Genomic DNA, 16,372 nt, shown 5'->3' with positions numbered 1-16,372 from the left:
CGCTAACGGACTCGTGACGCCCGACCCCGCAGCGCCTTCATCCACCCCTCGCCGATCTCCCACACGGCGACCAGCGCGACGACGACGATCACGGAGGTCGTGGCAGTGGTCGCCGCACCCGACTCGTCCCCGAAGGCCGCCGCGAGGAAGTCGGGGTTGAACAGCATGTCGGTCGCAGCCAGCCAGAGGAGCGGGATCGCGAACAGCAGGTTGAGGACGGTGTTGATCGCGGCGAGGGGGATCGTCCACCCGCCGACCGCGTACAGGGCGATCTCGAAGACCGCGCTGAGCACCAGCAGACCGAGGAGCACCGGGATCCAGAACGACCAGAGCTCGGGCGCGATGATCGGAATCGCCGAGCCGCCGGCGGTGTCGAACCCGGAGTGCGTGCGCTGCAGGATCACGAGCACGAACAGAAACACGTAGACGACCACCGAGAACACGGTGTCGGACAACGATACTCGACGTGATTCGTCGATCTCCGGAAGTCGATCGGGTGTCCACGCACCCGTGGGGTTCGAACCGGAAGCTCCGGTGCGTTCGAGCACCGCGAAGACGAGGGTCGTCCAGAACACGATGTGCAGCGCGACCGTGCCCGCCGTCCAGATCCCCGACCCGAGCGCGGAGAGCGCCGAACTCCCGCCGAGGACACCGAGTACCAGAACGACGATTCCGGGGATGGGCGCGATCCAGAGGAGGACCGACAGGAGCTGCTTCCAGTCCGGATAGAGATTCGGTCCGATCAGATTCAGCGGCCGGCCGGAGTAGTCGGCGGCCAGACGGGCGGGATCACCGAGTTCGGTGAGCACGACCTGTTCGGCCTCGTCCGGGTCTGCGCCGGACTCGACCCGCGCGTCGACCGCGTCGGTGATCGACGCCCGCAGTTCGCGGTCGATGTCGTCACGTTTGCCCACGGGGATGCTGCGCAGGGTCGCGGCGACGTAGCGATCTATGAGAGTCATGGCGCGCCTCCTTCGGTGACGGGTTCGGTGGTGCCGCGGTCGAGCGCTTCGAGGCTGCGTCCCAGGGCTGCCCATTCCCGCAGCAACGACGTCGCGAGCTCGCGGCCCGTCTCGGACGTTCGGTAGAACTTGCGCGGGCGTGTCTCGTCGGTGTTCCACTCGCTCACCAGCAGCCCTTGCTTCTCGAGGCGCCGGAGCAGCGGATAGAGCGTGTTCGCCTCGACCGCGAATCCCGCGGCCGCCAGCGCCTCGAGCAGCCCGTAGCCGTAGCCGGGCGTTCGCAGCATCAGCAGACAGGCGGCGACCACGGACCCGCGGCGCACTTCCTGGCCGTGTACGGCGGTGATCTCAGGATCGAGCATGTGACGCACGATAGTGTGTGCCACACACCATTGCAACGGGTGCGTGGCCAGCGTTCTCGCGTCAGCGTTCGTAACCGCGCCGCATGTCGTCGACGATCCGCGGCCGGTCCAGAGTCGAGGGCTCGAGCGACCGCCGCTCGCGGTCCAGCGGGAACACCGCCGCTGCCGCGAGGGTCGCCGGATCGAGGAAGCGCCGCGGTGCCGCCGACGGCGACAGTGCAAGGTCCGGTGGGGTGCCCGGCTGCGCCAGCGCGAATCCCCAGTCGCCGAAACTCGGCACATACACGTGATAGGGGGTGACCCCCAGCCCCGCCGTTTCGACGCTCACCACCGTCCGCCAGAACGCATCCGGCGTCGAATACGGGCTGCCCGACTGCACGACGAGCAGGCCCCCGGGGTTCACCACCGCAGCGGCCAGCCCGTAGAACTCGGTGGAGTAGAGCCGGCCCAACGCCGGCGTGTCCGGGTCGGGCAGATCCAGGATCACCGAGTCGAACCCGGCACCGGTGTGTTCACGCAGCCACCGGAACGCGTCCGCGACCACCAGCGTGACCCGGTCGTCCTGCAGCGCACCGGCATTGAGATCCCGCAGTCGGGTATTCGCCAGCTCGACGACCGCTGGGTCCAGCTCGACTTGCACGACCTCGCGAACAAAGTTGTGACGCAGCACCTCTCGTGCCGCGAGACCGTCACCGCCGCCGAGGATCAGGACCCGCTCGGGGCTTCGCGACAGCGCGGGGTACACCAGTGCCTCGGTGTAGCGGTGCTCGTCGCGGCTCGAGAACTGCAGGTCTCCGTCGAGGTACAACCGCACGTCACCGGCGCGATCGGTCACGACGATCTCCTGGTACTGCGAACGCTGCGCGAACACCACCGGATCCGGGTACAGCCGCTGCCGCGACGTCGTTTCGATGTCGGCGGCACGCACCAGCAGCCAGCCCAGCAGCGCCGCCGCGAGCAGCAGCGCAACGACCGACAGCACCCGCGCGACCGGCCGCAACTGCCCACGCAGCAGGAACAGGGCCGCGACCGCCGCGGCGGCCAGGTTCACCATCCCGGTCAGCGCGGCACCGCGGATCAGTCCGGCCATCGGCAGCAGAACCAGCGGCCACACCAGCCCGCCGAGCAACGCGCCCGCATAGTCGGCCGCATTGAGATTCGCCAGCACCTTGCCGGTTTCACGGGCGTCGGAGTCCCGGCCGGTCTGCAGCAACGTCATCAGCAGCGGCACCTCGGCGCCGACGAGCATGCCGATCGCCGCGGTCGCGACGACGAGCACCCACGTCGACGAGCCGACGAACGTGAACGCCACGTACAGTGCCGCCGCACTGAGCCCGCCGATCAGCCCGAGCACCACCTCGACACCGACGAACGCCTGCGCCGCGTACGGCAGCAGGGGCTTGGCGAGCAGCGCGCCGACGCCGAGTGCCGCAACGAAACCGGCTACGATCAACGAGGTTTCGGTGATGCCGCCGCCGGTCAGGCTCACCGACAGGGTGAGCAGCGCCAGTTCGTACACCAGGCCGCACGCCGCGCACGCCGCCACCGCGGCGAGCAGCACCACCCGTGCCCGACGACCGAGGGGCCGCGCGGTCGCGGCCTCCTCCGTGTCGAGCACCGTCACGACAGTGCGGCGGCGTTGACCAGGCCCACGGAGACGAGCGTGACCGCGACCGCCCACGCGGCACCGCACATCCGAGGCTCCGTCACGAGCGCGACCAGCCGCCCGGGCAGCACCCGGTTCATGATCACCAGGGCCGCCGCCTGCAGTGCGATCCCGACGAGGCCGTAGACGGCCGAATCCACCAGACCCTGAGCGAATCCGTCGGAGCTGGTGAGGATCGCGGTGACCACGATGACGGCGAGGGCGAGGTGGTTGGCGCCGAGCAGCAGCGCCGCATTGGGGTTGCGGTCCACATACACCTGGTGGCGCAGGTTGCCGGGAGTCAGCGCATCGAGAACCGCGAATCCGGCCGCCAGGACGCCGATTCCGACGACGAAGTAGGCCAGTGTCGCGAGGACGCCCCCGACCAGCAGGGTGGGGTCGACGGTGCCGATCTCGACGTCCGCGGCCAACCGGGTGATGGTCATGTTCTGCGCTCCCGAATAGAGGTGTGGTGCGGTCATTTCGCGCTCCCCGATCCGCCCGAGGTGTTCCCGGAGGCCGGCGAGCCCGGGGTGAATCCCGGCCCGAGATAGGTGTATCCGCCGCTGCTGTAGCGGCCGCCGAGGTCTTCGACGGTGATGGTGCTCCCCCCACCGGAGGCCGCCCCGACGGTGACGATGTCGTCGTCGTAGCGCAGGTATTCGCGACCGCCGTCCGCGCTGCGTGCCGCCGGTTCCGTCTCGTCGACGATGCGGGTGACTGTGGTGCCCACGGGATCCGGGCTGTAGTAGGTATCGACGTCGCCGGCACTGTTGCGCAGCTGATAGGTGTCGGCGAGCCAGTCGCGCACCGGCGCACCACAACCGGCGACGGACAGCGCCACCACACCGAGCACGATCGCGGCGACCATCCGTTTCACGGCAGCCACCGGCTCTCGGTCTCGACGATCACCGATTCGTCCCGGCGGGGATACAGGTGCCAGGTGCGCCAACTCCAATGCCCTCCGGTCGCTGCGGCGGTCAGGACGGTGAGCGCGTCGCGATCGCCGGGGAACGCGGCGCACAGCCAGCGGGACCGATCCCCGGCCTGGTCGCGCAACGTCTCCGCGCGGCGTCCCAGCGCCCGCCGGGACACCGTCTCGGTGCGGCTGGCGAACCGGTAGCCGTGCCGGTGTTCGACGTCGGGCAGCGGACGGCCACCGGCGGCGATCGCGTCGCACGAGACCTGCTCGGTGAGGGTGCGGCCACGGCTGGTCACGGTGACGACGTGCGAGGCACCGAGCACTCCGAGGGTCAGCACACCGGCTGCGGGATCGGTCAGGTTCAGCTCCACGAGTGGCCGGGGTGCCGGTGCATCGACGACGAGACCCAGTTGCCCCGCGGACACGTCCCGGGACTCGACGTCGAGCAGATGCACGCTCACCGTGCGGGACCGGCGTGGATGACGGTGAGTTCGCTGCGGGTGACGGCGCGTCCGGTGGACACCTCCCACGACGCGGTGCGCGCCCATCGTTCGAACGAGAGCAGGCCGGTGCGGTCGGCGGTCGCGTAGTCGGCGTAGTCCACGGTGCCGGTCGGCGCGGTACCGGTCGTTCCCTCCGCGGTGAACCGCGCCGTACCGCGTTCGATCTGCCGGTACACGCGGTCGTCCAGGATCACGTCGCCGCCCGGTTCCAGGCCGGTGCCCTCGCGCCGCATCCACAGCGTCATCTCGAGCTCGCCCTCGTCGTTCTCGACGGTGAGCCAGCGTCGCCCGGTGGAGCCGTCGAGCAGGTGCTCATGCCAGCGGTACCCCTCCTCGTCGAGGGTGATGGTGCCGCGAACCACGTGGTCGATGCCCGCGTAGGAGATGATGTCGCCCACCCCGATGGCGTATGGATCCCATACCTCCGGGTAGTCCGCGAGCGGATCGACCCGTGCCGCCGGCGCAGATTTGCGGGTCCGGATCACGATGACGGTCGCGACCACCACGACCACGATCAACACAACGATCAGTATTTCGGTCACTGCTGCGAATCCCCCTCGGATGTTCGTCGGGGCAGACCCTACCGGGATCGAGTGAGGCGTCTCGCGTCACGGTCACGGCGTGGTTCTCGACACCCGAGGCTTGTCGAACGCCTGATTCGGGGTGGCCGGTGTGCACAATCGATAGGCCGGACCATCGGCCCGGTACACGTGGACGAAGGACCTCGCCACACGCTGTTCGTCGACCGCCCGGAAGGCCGGTATGAGTTCCACCGAGAGCATCCTCGATCCGCATCACGGCACCCTGCGCAGTCCCCGCTTCTGGCTCGGACCGATCGTGGTGGTGACCGCCCTGATGGCGGCGCTTGCCTATCTGTACCTCGGCAGCATGATCAGCCCCGCCGACAACCTGCGGAAGTTCCCGCTGGCGATCGTCAATCAGGATGTCGGGGACGTGATGCCCGGATCGGATGTCCGCCGCAACCTCGGTGACGAGATCACCGCCGGGATCCTCGACGGCATCGACCCCGAGCGCATCGACATGCAGAAGATGGGCATCTCCGCGATGTACTCCGGGCTGGACAGCGGCAACCTATACGGCGCGATCGTCATTCCCAGCGATTTCACCAAGCGCACCGCGATCCTCGCTCAGGGCAGCGTCGTGCCCGGCGACATCGAGAAACCGATCATCACGGTCTACACCAATCCGCGGACCGGCACGTTCGGCACCAGCATCACCCAGACCATCGCCGGTCAGGCCATGACCACGGTGAACACCACGATCGGCGAACAGCTCACCCGCACGGTCGAGGACACCCTCGCGACGTCCGCACCGGATCTGCAACTGTCCGGGGGCAGCCGGATCACACTGGCCGACCCCATCAATGTGCTCACCGTCGCGCACAAGCCGCTGCCCGACAACACCGGCGCAGGCCTGTCCGCGTTCTACTACACGCTGTTGCTGATCCTCGCCGGCTTCACGGGCGGCATGATCGTCAACGCGATGGTCGACCAGTCGCTCGGGTTCCAGCCCGCCGAATACGGTCCGCGGTTCATCGTCCGCGAAACCACCCAGATATCCCGCATGAGGGTGCTGCTCGTCAAGTGGGGCATCATGTTCGTCGTCGCGATGCTGGCCTCGGCGGCGTATCTGGCGATCGGCACCGCACTCGGTATGCCGTTCCCGCGGGCACTGCTGATGTGGGAGTACGGCACCCTCGCGATCGCCGCGGTCGGTGTGACCGCGCTGGCCGTGGTGTCGATCTTCGGCCAGGCCGGTCTGCTCGTGAACCTGCTGCTGTTCATCGTGCTCGGCCTGCCGTCGTCCGGTGGCACGGTGCCGCTCGAGGCCATGCCGCGACTGTTCGAGTGGCTTTCGACGTTCGAGCCGATGCACCAGATGTACATCGCGACCCGAGCGATCCTGTACTTCGACGGCCGCGGCGACGCCGGGCTCACGCACGGGTTGGTGATGACGCTGCTGGGTCTGGCGATCGGCCTGTTGCTCGGCGCGGTGATCACGATGATCTACGACAAGCGCGGCTTCCATCGTCGCCGCGACGTGGCGCAACTACCGGCCTAGGACCCCTGGTTCCGGTCGGCCCGGCGTGTTGTACTGGTGCGACGCGTCTACCGACCGGACGATTCAGGGGGCCCGATGGCCGAATCGGTATCGACGGAAGCCCGGAGCGACGACGGTCCGATCCCGCCGCCGCGGCGAAAGCTGCCGATCTTCACGATCGTCGCGTTCGCGATCGTCGCGTTCTTCGCCGGAGGAATCGGCGGATCATTCCAGGCCAAGCTCACCGAGGTCCAGAAGAACGACAACGCCTCGTTCCTGTCGCGCACCGCGGAATCGACGCTGGTCGCCGACGAGTCCGAGCGGTTCGTGCCCATCCAGTACCTTCCGGGTTTCGTGGTGTTCCATCGCGACAGCGGACTCACGGACGCGGACCGCGCGGCCGTCGCCGATGCGCGTACCGCGATCACCCGGGTGGAGGGCGTCGACGTCGAGGACATGACCCCGACCGAGTTCTCCGCCGACGGCACGACCGCCGCCGTGTTCGTGCCGTTGCTCGCCAGCCGTGACGGCACCGACGTGACCGGCGATGAACTCGTCGCCACCGAGGAGGCGGTGCTCGACGCCGCGCGCGATGCCGCCGGAGACACCGGGCTCGAGGTGTATCCGGCCGGGGTCGGCGGGTTGCTCACCGCGTTCATCGCCGCGTTCGAAGGCATCGACAGTTCGCTGCTGCTCACGGCGCTCGGGGTGGTCGTGCTGATCCTGCTCGTCGTGTATCGGTCGCCGGTGCTGTGGGTGTTCCCGCTGCTGTCGGCGCTGCTCGCGCTGGGCACGGCGTCGATGATCGTGTACTTTCTCGCCGACGCCGACATCATCACGCTCAACGGGCAGAGCCAGGGCATTCTGTTCGTCCTCGTGATCGGCGCCGGCACCGACTATGCGCTGCTGCTGGTGTCGCGGTACCGCGAGGAACTGCACGCCTACCCGAACCGGTTCGACGCGATGATCCGCGCATGGCGGGAATCGGTCGGGGCGATCACCGCGTCGGCGGTGACCGTGACCGTGGCGCTGCTGTGCCTGATGTTCTCCGAACTCAACTCCAACAAGGGTCTCGGACCGGTCGCGGCGATCGGCATCGCCTGCACCTACGTGGTGATGATGACGTTCCTGCCGGTGTCGCTCGCGGTCGCCGGCCGGTGGGTGTTCTGGCCACGGCAACCCCGGGCCGATCACGCCGTCGACCTCGCCACGCACGGGATATGGGGACGGATCGCGTCGTGGGTGGGCCGGCACGACCGTCCGGCGTGGATCGGCACCACCCTCGTGCTGCTCGTATTGTTCGCCGCGGGCATCGGCAGCCTGAACACCGACGGACTCACCACCACCGAGAGTTTCACGACGAAACCGGACGCCGTGATCGGCCAGGAGCTCTACACCGAAAAATTCGCCCCCGGCGCCGGTGCGCCCGCGGTCGTCACCGCGAACGCCGGCACGACCGACGCCCTGATCGCCGCGATCGCCGGGGTCGAGGGCATCGCGACCGGACCGGGCGCGGTGTGCCCCCAGGTCGACTACGCGAAGGCGCGGGCCCTGCTCGCCGCGAACCCGGACCTCGCAAACGCCCCGTCGCTGGGGTGCCCGCCCGCGGCACTGACCGTCACCCCCGTCGACGGGCGCACCATGATCAACGCCGAGCTCGCCGACTCCTACGATTCGCCCGCCGCGCTGGCCACGATCGAACGACTGCGCGAGGCCGTGCACGCCGTGCCCGGGGCCGATGCGCGGGTCGGCGGCAACACGGCCGCGACCCTGGATGTACAGCAGTCATCGGTCCACGACCGGAACCTCATCATCCCGATCGTGCTCGTCGTCATCTTCGCGGTGCTGGCCGTGCTGCTGCGGTCGCTGCTCGCACCGCTGTTGCTCATCGCGACCGTGGTGCTGTCGTTCGCGGCGACCCTCGGGGTGAGCGGATTCGTCTTCACGCACGTCTTCGGGTTCGCCGGCACCGACCCGGCGTTCCCGCTGTTCGCGTTCGTGTTCCTGGTGGCGCTGGGCATCGACTACAACATCTTCCTCATGACGCGGGTCCGGGAGGAAACCGGCCGGCACGGCACCCGATCCGGGGTGCTGCGCGGGCTGGCCGTGACCGGCGGGGTCATCACGTCCGCCGGTGTGGTGCTGGCCGCAACGTTCTCGGTCCTCGGGATTCTTCCGCTGGTGTTCCTCGCCGAGATCGGGTTCGCAGTCGCGTTCGGGGTACTGCTCGACACCATCGTGGTGCGCAGCATTCTCGTTCCGGCGCTCGCCCACGACATCGGCCGGACCATCTGGTGGCCGTCGGCGCTGACCCGGGGGCGCCCGTAAGGGCTTCGCGGCACCGCAACAACGAAATCCGCTCAACCGCACGGCAACCGCACACGTCCGTACGCGCGCGGCTGTCGTTGGCGAGGGGTGGGAAACCGGGGCAGCCGATGCGAGGAATGTCGGACGCTGCGCGCACACTGGACCGATGCGAATGGTCGTGGTCCCCGACGCCGCTCCGGGAGGCGAGATGCCCGGTGCGAGCACCGTCGCCGTCGACGGTGACGGCCGCCCACTCGGCGCGGTGACCCACCATCGCGATCTGGCCGAGGTCGTACGCACCGTCGAGGCCGCGGATCGTCCGAGATGGGTCTGGTCGAACACCGCCGGTGTGTATCCGACGTTGTTGCGCGCCGGCGTGCGGATACAGCGATGCCACGACCTCGCGACCACCCGCGCGATCCTGGGGATGCGCGCGGGAGTCCCGGTCCCCTCGGGCGACGAGCAGATCGACGATCGTCCCGGCCTGTTCGATGCGGCGCCCGCCGCCGACCCGAACATGGTGGTCGCCGAATTCGCCGAGCAGCGCCGGGCTCTGACCGGCAACGGCCGGCTCGATCTGCTCGTGGCGGCGGAGTCGGCGGGCACGCTCGCGGCCGCCGAGATGGGATTCGACGGTCTGCCCTTCTCCGCCGACGAGCACCGCCGGTTGCTCGAGGAAGCGCTGGGGCCGCGCCCGCTCGGATACGACCTGCCCGTGCGAATCGCCGAACTGAACGAACGGATCGGCGACGCGTTCGGGCGTCGGCTCAATCCGGCCTCCCCCGCCGAGGTGATCGACGCATTCCGGCGCGCCGGAATCGAACTGACGTCGACCCGCAAGTGGGTGTTGCGGGAAATCGATCATCCCGCGGTGCCGTTGCTGTTGCAGCACCGCGACCTGTCGAAACTCTTCAGCACCAACGGCTGGCACTGGCTCGACACGTGGGTGCGCGGCTCGCGGTTCCGGCCCGTGTACGTGCCGGGCGCGGTGGTGTCGGGACGCTGGGCCAGCCGTGGCGGTGGCGCACTGCAGATTCCGAAATCGTTGCGGTCCAGTGTCGTCGCCGATCCCGGACACTCGTTCGTGATCGCCGACGCCGGGCAGCTCGAACCCCGCATCCTCGCCGCGGTGTCGGGTGATCCACGGATGGTCGCCGCGGCCGGCGCCGACGACCTGTATGCACCCGTCGCGGCGGACGTGTTCGGCGGCGATCGCGGCAAAGCGAAGGTGGCGATCCTCGCCGTCCTGTACGGCGGCACCTCGGGGGACGCACGCCCCCTGTTGCCGTTGTTGCGCAGCCGATTTCCGGTCGCGGTCGACTATGTGGAGCGCGCTGCCCGCGCCGGCGAACGCGGTGAGGTGGTGCATTCGTGGCTGGGCCGGGCATGCCCACCCCCGGAGGAGGGTTTCCACGAGCGGGGTGACGCCCGGGCGCGCGGGCGCTTCACCCGCAACTTCGTCGTGCAGGCCACCGCCGCCGAGTGGGCACTGTGCGTGCTCGCGGAACTGCGCCGACGGCTCCTCACGGATCCGGACCGGACCGTCGGTGAGTTGGTGTTCTTCCAGCACGACGAGGTGGTGGTGCACACCCGCAATCCGGAGGCCGTTGCCGAACACATCGAGGCGTCGGTCGCGGTGGCGACCCGATTGCTGTTCGGCGACACGGCCGTCCGTTTCCCGATGAAGATGGCGGTGCGCACCAGTTACGCCGAGGACGACGAGCCGGGCCTGGACGGCACGGCATTGGACGGCACAGGGGACGCCGAGTAGACGGCTTCGGTCCACAGGTGAGTCGCCGCATAGGCACGCCACGGGCTCCACGGCTCGGCGCGCGCTTCGGCTTCACCGGCCGTCGCGACTCCGAGTGCGCGCCGCAGCACCAGGTCGCCGGACGGGTAGGCGTCGCGGTCGCCGAGCGCGCGCACCGACAGATAGTCGACGGTCCACGGCCCGATCCCCGGCAGCGCGAGCAGGGCGGTGCGGAACTCCGGCGACGTCGGGGTCAGTCCGTCGGCGACCGCGCGAGCCAAGACCTGCACGGTCCGCGCACGAGACCTGGTCAGCCCCACCATAGCTCGCAGCTCGCCGGGGTCTGCGTCGGCGAGCCGGTGCGGCAGCGGAAAACACGTCGACCCCTGCGGCGCCGGGTCGCCGTAGGCCGCGACGAGCCGCGCGGTGAAGGTGCACCCGGCCGCGACGCTGACCTGTTGGCCGATCACCGTCTGCACCGCCGTGTCGAACCAGTGGGTGGAGCCGAGCACCCGCAGCCCGGGACGAGCCGCCACCAGCGGCGCGAGCAGTGGGTCGACGCCCAGCGCGGTGTCGACGATGACCGGATCGGCGTCGAGATCGAGCCAGCGGCGCACCGTCTGTTCGAGTGCCGGCACGTCGTCGCGGTGTGCTGCATCGATCCTCGCCCGCACGGTCGGGGTGTCGTCGAGGGTGACCGTGACGACGGCCGGGCCGTGCTCGCCGCGCACGGCCCGCGAGTGACTGCCTGTGGTCGCGTCGTGTCGCTCGAGGCCGGACACGGTGTGGCTGCGCAGCGCTGCGAGCAGCGGCGCAGCCGCGAACGGCATGGCCACCGGCAGGTCGACGAGGGTGCTCACGCCGACGCCTCCAGGTGCAGGAGTGTGCGTTTGGCGTCGACACCGCCGACGTACTGTCCGATCCCGCCGTCGCTGCGCACCACACGATGACACGGAACGATCACCGGCAGAGGGTTTTTCGCGCAGGCGGTCCCGACCGCCCGGACCGCGCGGGGGCTGCCCGAGGCCGCCGCGACCTCTGCATAGCTGGCGGTGTGCCCGTACCGGATCTCCGGGAGGTGCACGATGACGTCGCGGCGGAAACCGGTGGTGAGCCGCAGATCCAGCGGGAGGTCGAAGGTGTGACGGCGGCCGTGGAAGTACTCGTCGAGCTGCCGCGCCGCGGAGTCGAGCCGCGCGGGCGCTTCGAGGATGCGAGGGCTGATCCGGGAGGCGAGATCGTCGAGGATGTCGTCGTGCCCTTCGGCGGCGAACGCGACGCGCACGATTCCGGTGCCGGTGGCGGCGACGAGCAGCGGCCCGACGGGCGAGTCGACGACACGGTAGGCGAGGTCGAGCAGGCCGGCGGCTTGCGCGTCGACGACGAGCCGGGTGTGCAGCCACGCGAGATCGGTCGTGGACGCCTCGGGGCGGGGAAGGTTCATCGCCGGGTTCCTGTCTCGAGCTGATAGTGGCGGCGCAGCGCGGCCCGTCCGTCCGCTGCGGCGCGGCGGGCCGCGTCGGTGCTGTTCCCGAGAATCGCCGCGATCTCCGCGTACGGCAGTCCCGCGACGTGGTGGTAGACGACGGCGGCGCGCTGCGTGAACGGCAGTGCCGCGACCGCCTGCCACAGTTCGTCGTCGCCGGAGCCGGGGATACCGGTGGAGGCCGGCCGCTCCGGCAGAGTCTCGGTCGGCACCGGGGTGCGGGCGCGGAGGCGATGCACGTCGATCGCCTTGCGGTGTGCGACGGTGACCAGCCACGCCTCGACGTTGCTGCCGGGCTTCAGGTCCGGATAGGCCCGCAACGCCGCGAGGAACGTTTCGGACCAGGCGTCGTCCGCGTCGACCGGCCCGAGCAACGCCCGGCACACCCGCAAGACGGTCGCGCCGTGCGTCGCCACCACCCGCTCGAAGGGCGGTAGCCGGTCAGGCCGGGGCATGGACGGTCCGGGACTCGCGGTCGAGGAGGAACCGTTTGCGATCGAGCCCACCCGCGTAGCCGGTGAGGGTGCCGTCGCTGCCGATGACGCGGTGGCACGGCACCACGATGCTCACCGGATTCCGGCCGTTGGCCGCGGCGACCGCGCGGATTGCCGTGGGGCGGCCGATCTCCACGGCAAGTTCCGCGTACGTACAGGTGGCGCCGTAGTCGATCGCGCGCAGCGCAGCCCAGACGCTGCGCTGGAGCTCTGTTCCCACGAGCGTGAGCGGCACGGTGAACTCGGTGCGCTCGCCGGCGAAATACTCGTCGAGCTGCTCGCGGATCTGCTCGAAGCCGCAGTCGGTACGCAGACCGAAGGTCGCCGGGTCGGGACGATGCCGATGCTCGGCCAGGTACAGGCCGCTGAGTGCTCCGTCCGTCTGCACCGATGTCAGCGGTCCGATCGGTGAGTCGATGAACGTGTGGGTTCGCGTCGCCTTCACGGGTTCGATCCTTCCATCAGTCGTCTACCGGGTAGACGTATGGACGGACGCAAACGTGAGGGTACCGGCTCGATTCCCGTGCTCGCCCCGAGCCGCTCTTCGGCCGCGGTCGCATTGTGTGCAGCCTGAACAGAACCGGTGACAGGCGGAATTCCCCGTGGTCGAGTATCGAGCGAGTATGTCGCTTCCCGGGTACCCGGACGTAACCCGACGACGTCTCGAACGCCCGTGATCCCGTAGACCGAAAGGCGAGGCACACCCGATGTCGTACGGCCCTGTCGAAATCCCACATACCGCGGTCGAGGCTGCTCGGTGCCTGAGATGACGAAAGCACCCACGGTCGACACGACGGCGGTGGACGAGGACGTCCATCCGCTCGACGATCCCATCCGGGAGTCGCTGCGCGGAGTTCATGCGCATTTCGCGCGGTGGTCGGGGCGGATCGGCGGTTACCATCCTGACGTCGCGGGACACATCGGGCACCCGGCGGTGATGCGGGACGAGGACTGGGCGGATCTCGCCGCGTTCGTCGGACCGGGCACGGAGTTGGCGGTCCGCGGACCTGGACACGAACCGCCACCGGACTGGGCGACGATCGGCTCGTTCGGTCTCGTCCAGATGGACGGCACGGATCTGGTCGTCGAACCGGACCCCCACCTCGTGGTCCTCGGCGCCGCCGACGTCCCGGACATCCTCGACCTCGTGGCGCGCACCCGGCCGGGGCCGTACCTACCGCGGACCGTCGAGATGGGCGACTATCTGGGCATCAGGGTGGATGGGCGCCTGGTCGCGATGGCCGGGGAGCGTCTGCATCCGCCGGGGTGGACCGAGATCAGCGCCGTGTGCACGGATGCCGAGTTCCGTGGGCTCGGATTCGGCACGCGTCTCGTGAGGGCCGTCGGTGCCGGGATCCGCGCACGCGGCGAGGTTCCGTTCCTCCACGCGTCGGCGGCGAACTCGACTGCGATCCGGCTCTACGAGAGTCTGGGGTTCACGTTGCGCAAGCGGTCCGTGCTGACTCGGGTGCGCACACCCTCGAACCGGGCGTCCCGCGGGACCGTCTCCGGGTAGGGCGCCCGGTGGCCGGTCGTCACTTCGGGGCGGCGGCGCGCATGGTTTCATACTCCCATCAGGTTCGGCGTGCGAGGGTGGAGGTCGAATGGAGACATCGGTGGCGACGTATGCGTCGGCGGTGCACAGCTTCTCGGAGCTGATCCGCGATGTCCCGGAGAACCGTTGGAACGCACCCGGCCTGGGCGAGTGGGATCTCCGCTCCCTGGTCGGTCACACCTCGCGCTCCTTGACGACGGTCGCGACATACCTCGACAGCCCTGCCGACACCGAGGACATCGCGGGCCCGGAACAGTATTACGTGCATGTGAAAGAACTGACATCGGTTCTCGGCCAGGACGAGATACTCGAACGGGGCCGCCGAGCAGGCGTCGATCTCGGGGCCGACCCGGCGTCGTCCGTCGATGCTCTGTCGAACGCGGTGCTCGAGCGACTCGGTTCCGGTGAGGACCGGCTGATCCGGGTGATCGGCGGATCGGGGATACGGCTGCATTCCTATCTTCCGACGCGCACCTTCGAGCTCGCCGTCCACGGTCTCGATATCGCCGCCGCCGCGGGTGTCCCCTTCGCGCTTCCCGACGATGTCCTGATGGAGACCACCCCGCTGGCAGCGAGAATCGCAGTCGCACTCGGAGACGGGGCGACCGTGCTGAGCGCCCTGACCGGTCGGACATCCCTGCCCGGAGGCTATTCCGTCGTGTAACTGTGCAAGCGGTCCGTGCCGATTCGGGTGCGCACGCCGTCGGGGTGAAGCTCAGGCCGGTACCGGGGACGGAATCCGACCACGCTGACGCGAACCCTGTTGCCCGCGAAGGGAAGCTGACACGCTCCTCGTCGACGGAAACAGCACACCGACCGTGACGGTCGATCCGAAAGGTGGATCCATGGCAATCCTCGAGCAGCAGGTGGAGGATCCTTCCACGCTCGGTGTCTTCGACTCGATCGCCGACGCGGTCGGCAATACGCCCCTCGTTCGGCTGAATGCGGTCACAGACGGTATCGCGGCCACCGTGTACGCGAAACTGGAGTTCCTCAATCCCGGTGGGAGCGTCAAGGATCGGGCAGCTCTGGCGATGATCCGGGCCGCGGAGGAATCGGGTGAACTCGGGCCCGGCGGCACGGTCGTGGAAGGCACATCCGGCAACACCGGTGTCGGCCTGAGCCTGATCGCTGCCGCGCGGGGTTACCGCTCGGTCGTCGTGGTACCGGACAAGACCAGCGCCGAGAAGATCGCACTGCTCCGTGCACATGGTGCAACTGTGCACGTGACACCCGGTGGCCGGCCCAGCCACCATCCGGACTTCGTGCGCAATGTCGCAGCCCGATTGGCTTCCGAGACCCCCGGTGCCTGGCTCGCCGGGCAGTACGACAATCCCGCCAACCCGGGCGCGCATCGCTCCACGACGGGCCCGGAGATCTGGCGCCAGACCCGTGGCCGCGTTACCCATTTCGTCGCCGGTATCGGAACGGGCGGTACCGTCACAGGCGCGGGTGAGTACTTGTCCCAGGTATCCGGAGGCACGGTCACGGTCGTCGGCGCCGACCCCGAGACCTCCGTCTACGGCGGCGGTGACGGACGCGCCTGGTACGTCGAAGCGGTCGGTCACTTCCTGCATCCGCAGACCGTGGTGGACGAGTGGCCGGACTCGTACCGGCCGGACGTCGTCGATCGGATCGAGCGAATCCCGGACGCCGAGGCCTTGACGGTGGTGCACCGGCTGGCCCGGGAAGACGGGTTGCTCGTCGGGGGCTCCGCCGGCACAGCGGTCGCAGCGGCCCTCCGTGTCGCGAGGACGCTCGGACCCGACGACGTGGTGGTCGTGATCGTGCCCGATTCCGGACGGTCGTATCTGTCCAAGTACTTCGACGACGAATGGCTCGGCCGACTCGGGTTTCCCCTGTACCACGCGGCGCCGGACCCTACCGTGGGGAAGATCGTCGGGCGGCTCGGCGCAGCTGTTCGTTCCGTGCCTTCCGACGCGACGGTTGCGCAGGCGCGGGACGTACTCGCCGATGCCCCCGTGCTGCCGGTCGTGCTGGCTCGCCCGGCCATCGGCGGGACGGTCGTCGCGGAGGTTCTCGGTTCCGTCTGCGCGGCGACGCTGGCCGCTGCCCCGGTTGACGATCCGATCGGTGAACACCTCGACCCGCCGCTTCCCGTGGTGGGTGTCACCGAATCCCCGGCCGCCGCGTTGCACAGGATCGGTGACCACGACGGCGCGGTCGTCGTCGCCCGTGACGGACGCGCAATCGGACTCGTGGACGCAAGCATCCTCCGCGATCCGGTGCCGAAGCCCTGACAGGCCCGGCCGTACCGGTTGCCCGGGGCTCTCCCCGACTCCCCCGCACGGACCGCGACAGCCG

The 16,372-nt window shown here is 69.3% G+C and carries 17 protein-coding genes; 6 read left to right on the top strand and 11 right to left on the bottom strand.

Going from position 1 to position 16,372, the window contains the following annotated elements; translation table 11 throughout:
- Nucleotides 1-2 precede the first annotated feature (2 nt).
- The 7 genes from RZ1_RS21675 to RZ1_RS21645 all read right to left on the bottom strand — a co-directional run bounded on the left by RZ1_RS21675 (nucleotide 3) and on the right by RZ1_RS21645 (nucleotide 4,936).
- Nucleotides 3-962, bottom strand: coding sequence for a permease prefix domain 1-containing protein (locus RZ1_RS21675; RefSeq protein ID WP_072814577.1), 960 nt, complete (start codon nucleotides 960-962; stop codon nucleotides 3-5).
- Nucleotides 959-1,324 carry a PadR family transcriptional regulator gene (locus RZ1_RS21670; protein WP_072814576.1) on the bottom strand — a complete coding sequence of 122 codons (366 nt, stop codon included), beginning with the start codon at nucleotides 1,322-1,324 and terminating at the stop codon, nucleotides 959-961. The genes RZ1_RS21675 and RZ1_RS21670 overlap by 4 nt, the downstream gene beginning before the upstream one ends.
- A 61-nt stretch (nucleotides 1,325-1,385) precedes the next feature.
- Nucleotides 1,386-2,948: a polyamine aminopropyltransferase gene (locus RZ1_RS21665; protein WP_072814575.1), complete on the bottom strand. Its 1,563-nt coding sequence runs from the start codon at nucleotides 2,946-2,948 to the stop codon at nucleotides 1,386-1,388.
- Nucleotides 2,945-3,415 carry a DUF350 domain-containing protein gene (locus RZ1_RS21660; RefSeq protein WP_072814590.1) on the bottom strand — a complete coding sequence of 157 codons (471 nt, stop codon included), beginning with the start codon at nucleotides 3,413-3,415 and terminating at the stop codon, nucleotides 2,945-2,947. Before RZ1_RS21660 ends, RZ1_RS21665 begins: the two co-directional genes overlap by 4 nt.
- A gap of 32 nt (nucleotides 3,416-3,447) precedes the next feature.
- Nucleotides 3,448-3,858 (bottom strand): DUF4247 domain-containing protein, encoded by a 411-nt coding sequence (locus tag RZ1_RS21655; protein WP_072814574.1) that lies wholly within the window; start codon nucleotides 3,856-3,858, stop codon nucleotides 3,448-3,450.
- Nucleotides 3,846-4,352 (bottom strand): DUF2617 family protein, encoded by a 507-nt coding sequence (locus tag RZ1_RS21650; protein ID WP_072814573.1) that lies wholly within the window; start codon nucleotides 4,350-4,352, stop codon nucleotides 3,846-3,848. Before RZ1_RS21650 ends, RZ1_RS21655 begins: the two co-directional genes overlap by 13 nt.
- Nucleotides 4,349-4,936: a DUF4178 domain-containing protein gene (locus tag RZ1_RS21645; protein WP_072814572.1), complete on the bottom strand. Its 588-nt coding sequence runs from the start codon at nucleotides 4,934-4,936 to the stop codon at nucleotides 4,349-4,351. Before RZ1_RS21645 ends, RZ1_RS21650 begins: the two co-directional genes overlap by 4 nt.
- A 220-nt stretch (nucleotides 4,937-5,156) precedes the next feature.
- On the opposite strand from RZ1_RS21645, the gene RZ1_RS21640 reads away from it, so the two are divergent.
- The 3 genes from RZ1_RS21640 to RZ1_RS21630 all read left to right on the top strand — a co-directional run bounded on the left by RZ1_RS21640 (nucleotide 5,157) and on the right by RZ1_RS21630 (nucleotide 10,533).
- The gene (locus RZ1_RS21640) at nucleotides 5,157-6,476 is read left to right on the top strand and encodes a YhgE/Pip domain-containing protein (RefSeq protein ID WP_072814571.1); all 1,320 of its coding nucleotides are present in this window, start codon (nucleotides 5,157-5,159) and stop codon (nucleotides 6,474-6,476) included.
- 75 nt (nucleotides 6,477-6,551) lie between these two features.
- Nucleotides 6,552-8,783, top strand: coding sequence for an MMPL family transporter (locus RZ1_RS21635; RefSeq protein ID WP_072814570.1), 2,232 nt, complete (start codon nucleotides 6,552-6,554; stop codon nucleotides 8,781-8,783).
- A 145-nt stretch (nucleotides 8,784-8,928) separates the two neighbouring features.
- Nucleotides 8,929-10,533: a bifunctional 3'-5' exonuclease/DNA polymerase gene (locus RZ1_RS21630; RefSeq protein WP_072814569.1), complete on the top strand. Its 1,605-nt coding sequence runs from the start codon at nucleotides 8,929-8,931 to the stop codon at nucleotides 10,531-10,533.
- Here RZ1_RS21630 and RZ1_RS21625 read toward each other — a convergent pair.
- From RZ1_RS21625 to RZ1_RS21610, 4 genes are read right to left on the bottom strand one after another with little or no spacing between them, the layout of a single operon-like run.
- Nucleotides 10,467-11,372: a DNA-3-methyladenine glycosylase family protein gene (locus RZ1_RS21625; RefSeq protein ID WP_072814568.1), complete on the bottom strand. Its 906-nt coding sequence runs from the start codon at nucleotides 11,370-11,372 to the stop codon at nucleotides 10,467-10,469. The two genes, RZ1_RS21630 and RZ1_RS21625, sit on opposite strands and share 67 nt — an antisense overlap.
- Nucleotides 11,369-11,956 carry a methylated-DNA--[protein]-cysteine S-methyltransferase gene (locus tag RZ1_RS21620; RefSeq protein ID WP_072814567.1) on the bottom strand — a complete coding sequence of 196 codons (588 nt, stop codon included), beginning with the start codon at nucleotides 11,954-11,956 and terminating at the stop codon, nucleotides 11,369-11,371. Before RZ1_RS21620 ends, RZ1_RS21625 begins: the two co-directional genes overlap by 4 nt.
- The gene (locus RZ1_RS21615) at nucleotides 11,953-12,453 is read right to left on the bottom strand and encodes an RNA polymerase sigma factor (RefSeq protein ID WP_072814566.1); all 501 of its coding nucleotides are present in this window, start codon (nucleotides 12,451-12,453) and stop codon (nucleotides 11,953-11,955) included. The genes RZ1_RS21620 and RZ1_RS21615 overlap by 4 nt, the downstream gene beginning before the upstream one ends.
- Nucleotides 12,440-12,937, bottom strand: coding sequence for a methylated-DNA--[protein]-cysteine S-methyltransferase (locus RZ1_RS21610; protein ID WP_072814565.1), 498 nt, complete (start codon nucleotides 12,935-12,937; stop codon nucleotides 12,440-12,442). Before RZ1_RS21610 ends, RZ1_RS21615 begins: the two co-directional genes overlap by 14 nt.
- 321 nt (nucleotides 12,938-13,258) lie before the next feature.
- Here RZ1_RS21610 and RZ1_RS21605 point away from each other — a divergent pair, with 321 nt between their 5' ends.
- From RZ1_RS21605 to RZ1_RS21595, 3 genes are all read left to right on the top strand, one after another.
- Nucleotides 13,259-14,008, top strand: a complete 750-nt coding sequence (locus RZ1_RS21605) for a GNAT family N-acetyltransferase (protein WP_072814564.1) — start codon at nucleotides 13,259-13,261, stop codon at nucleotides 14,006-14,008.
- Nucleotides 14,009-14,096: 88 nt separating this feature from the next.
- The gene (locus RZ1_RS21600; RefSeq protein WP_072814563.1) at nucleotides 14,097-14,711 is read left to right on the top strand and encodes a maleylpyruvate isomerase N-terminal domain-containing protein; all 615 of its coding nucleotides are present in this window, start codon (nucleotides 14,097-14,099) and stop codon (nucleotides 14,709-14,711) included.
- A 181-nt stretch (nucleotides 14,712-14,892) separates the two neighbouring features.
- A complete protein-coding gene (locus RZ1_RS21595; RefSeq protein ID WP_072814562.1) occupies nucleotides 14,893-16,308 on the top strand; it encodes a pyridoxal-phosphate dependent enzyme in 1,416 nt (471 codons plus the stop codon).
- Nucleotides 16,309-16,372 lie beyond the last annotated feature (64 nt).

The sequence above is a fragment of the Rhodococcus zopfii NBRC 100606 = JCM 9919 genome, assembly GCF_001895025.1.
In the GTDB taxonomy this organism is placed as follows: Bacteria; Actinomycetota; Actinomycetes; order Mycobacteriales; family Mycobacteriaceae; genus Rhodococcus; species Rhodococcus zopfii.
The sequence above is the reverse complement of the archived record's forward strand: the minus strand, read 5'-3'. Positions and strand labels throughout refer to the sequence as shown.

Excerpts from the sequence above, each read along its gene's own strand:
- RZ1_RS21675 (WP_072814577.1), bottom strand. The coding sequence starts at position 962 with ATGACTCTCATAGATCGCTACGTCGCCGCGACCCTGCGCAGCATCCCC.
- RZ1_RS21670 (WP_072814576.1), bottom strand. The coding sequence starts at position 1,324 with ATGCTCGATCCTGAGATCACCGCCGTACACGGCCAGGAAGTGCGCCGC.
- RZ1_RS21660 (WP_072814590.1), bottom strand. The coding sequence starts at position 3,415 with ATGACCATCACCCGGTTGGCCGCGGACGTCGAGATCGGCACCGTCGAC.
- RZ1_RS21640 (WP_072814571.1), top strand. The coding sequence starts at position 5,157 with ATGAGTTCCACCGAGAGCATCCTCGATCCGCATCACGGCACCCTGCGC.
- RZ1_RS21635 (WP_072814570.1), top strand. The coding sequence starts at position 6,552 with ATGGCCGAATCGGTATCGACGGAAGCCCGGAGCGACGACGGTCCGATC.
- RZ1_RS21630 (WP_072814569.1), top strand. The coding sequence starts at position 8,929 with ATGCGAATGGTCGTGGTCCCCGACGCCGCTCCGGGAGGCGAGATGCCC.
- RZ1_RS21620 (WP_072814567.1), bottom strand. The coding sequence starts at position 11,956 with ATGAACCTTCCCCGCCCCGAGGCGTCCACGACCGATCTCGCGTGGCTG.
- RZ1_RS21615 (WP_072814566.1), bottom strand. The coding sequence starts at position 12,453 with ATGCCCCGGCCTGACCGGCTACCGCCCTTCGAGCGGGTGGTGGCGACG.
- RZ1_RS21605 (WP_072814564.1), top strand. The coding sequence starts at position 13,259 with ATGACGAAAGCACCCACGGTCGACACGACGGCGGTGGACGAGGACGTC.
- RZ1_RS21600 (WP_072814563.1), top strand. The coding sequence starts at position 14,097 with ATGGAGACATCGGTGGCGACGTATGCGTCGGCGGTGCACAGCTTCTCG.
- RZ1_RS21595 (WP_072814562.1), top strand. The coding sequence starts at position 14,893 with ATGGCAATCCTCGAGCAGCAGGTGGAGGATCCTTCCACGCTCGGTGTC.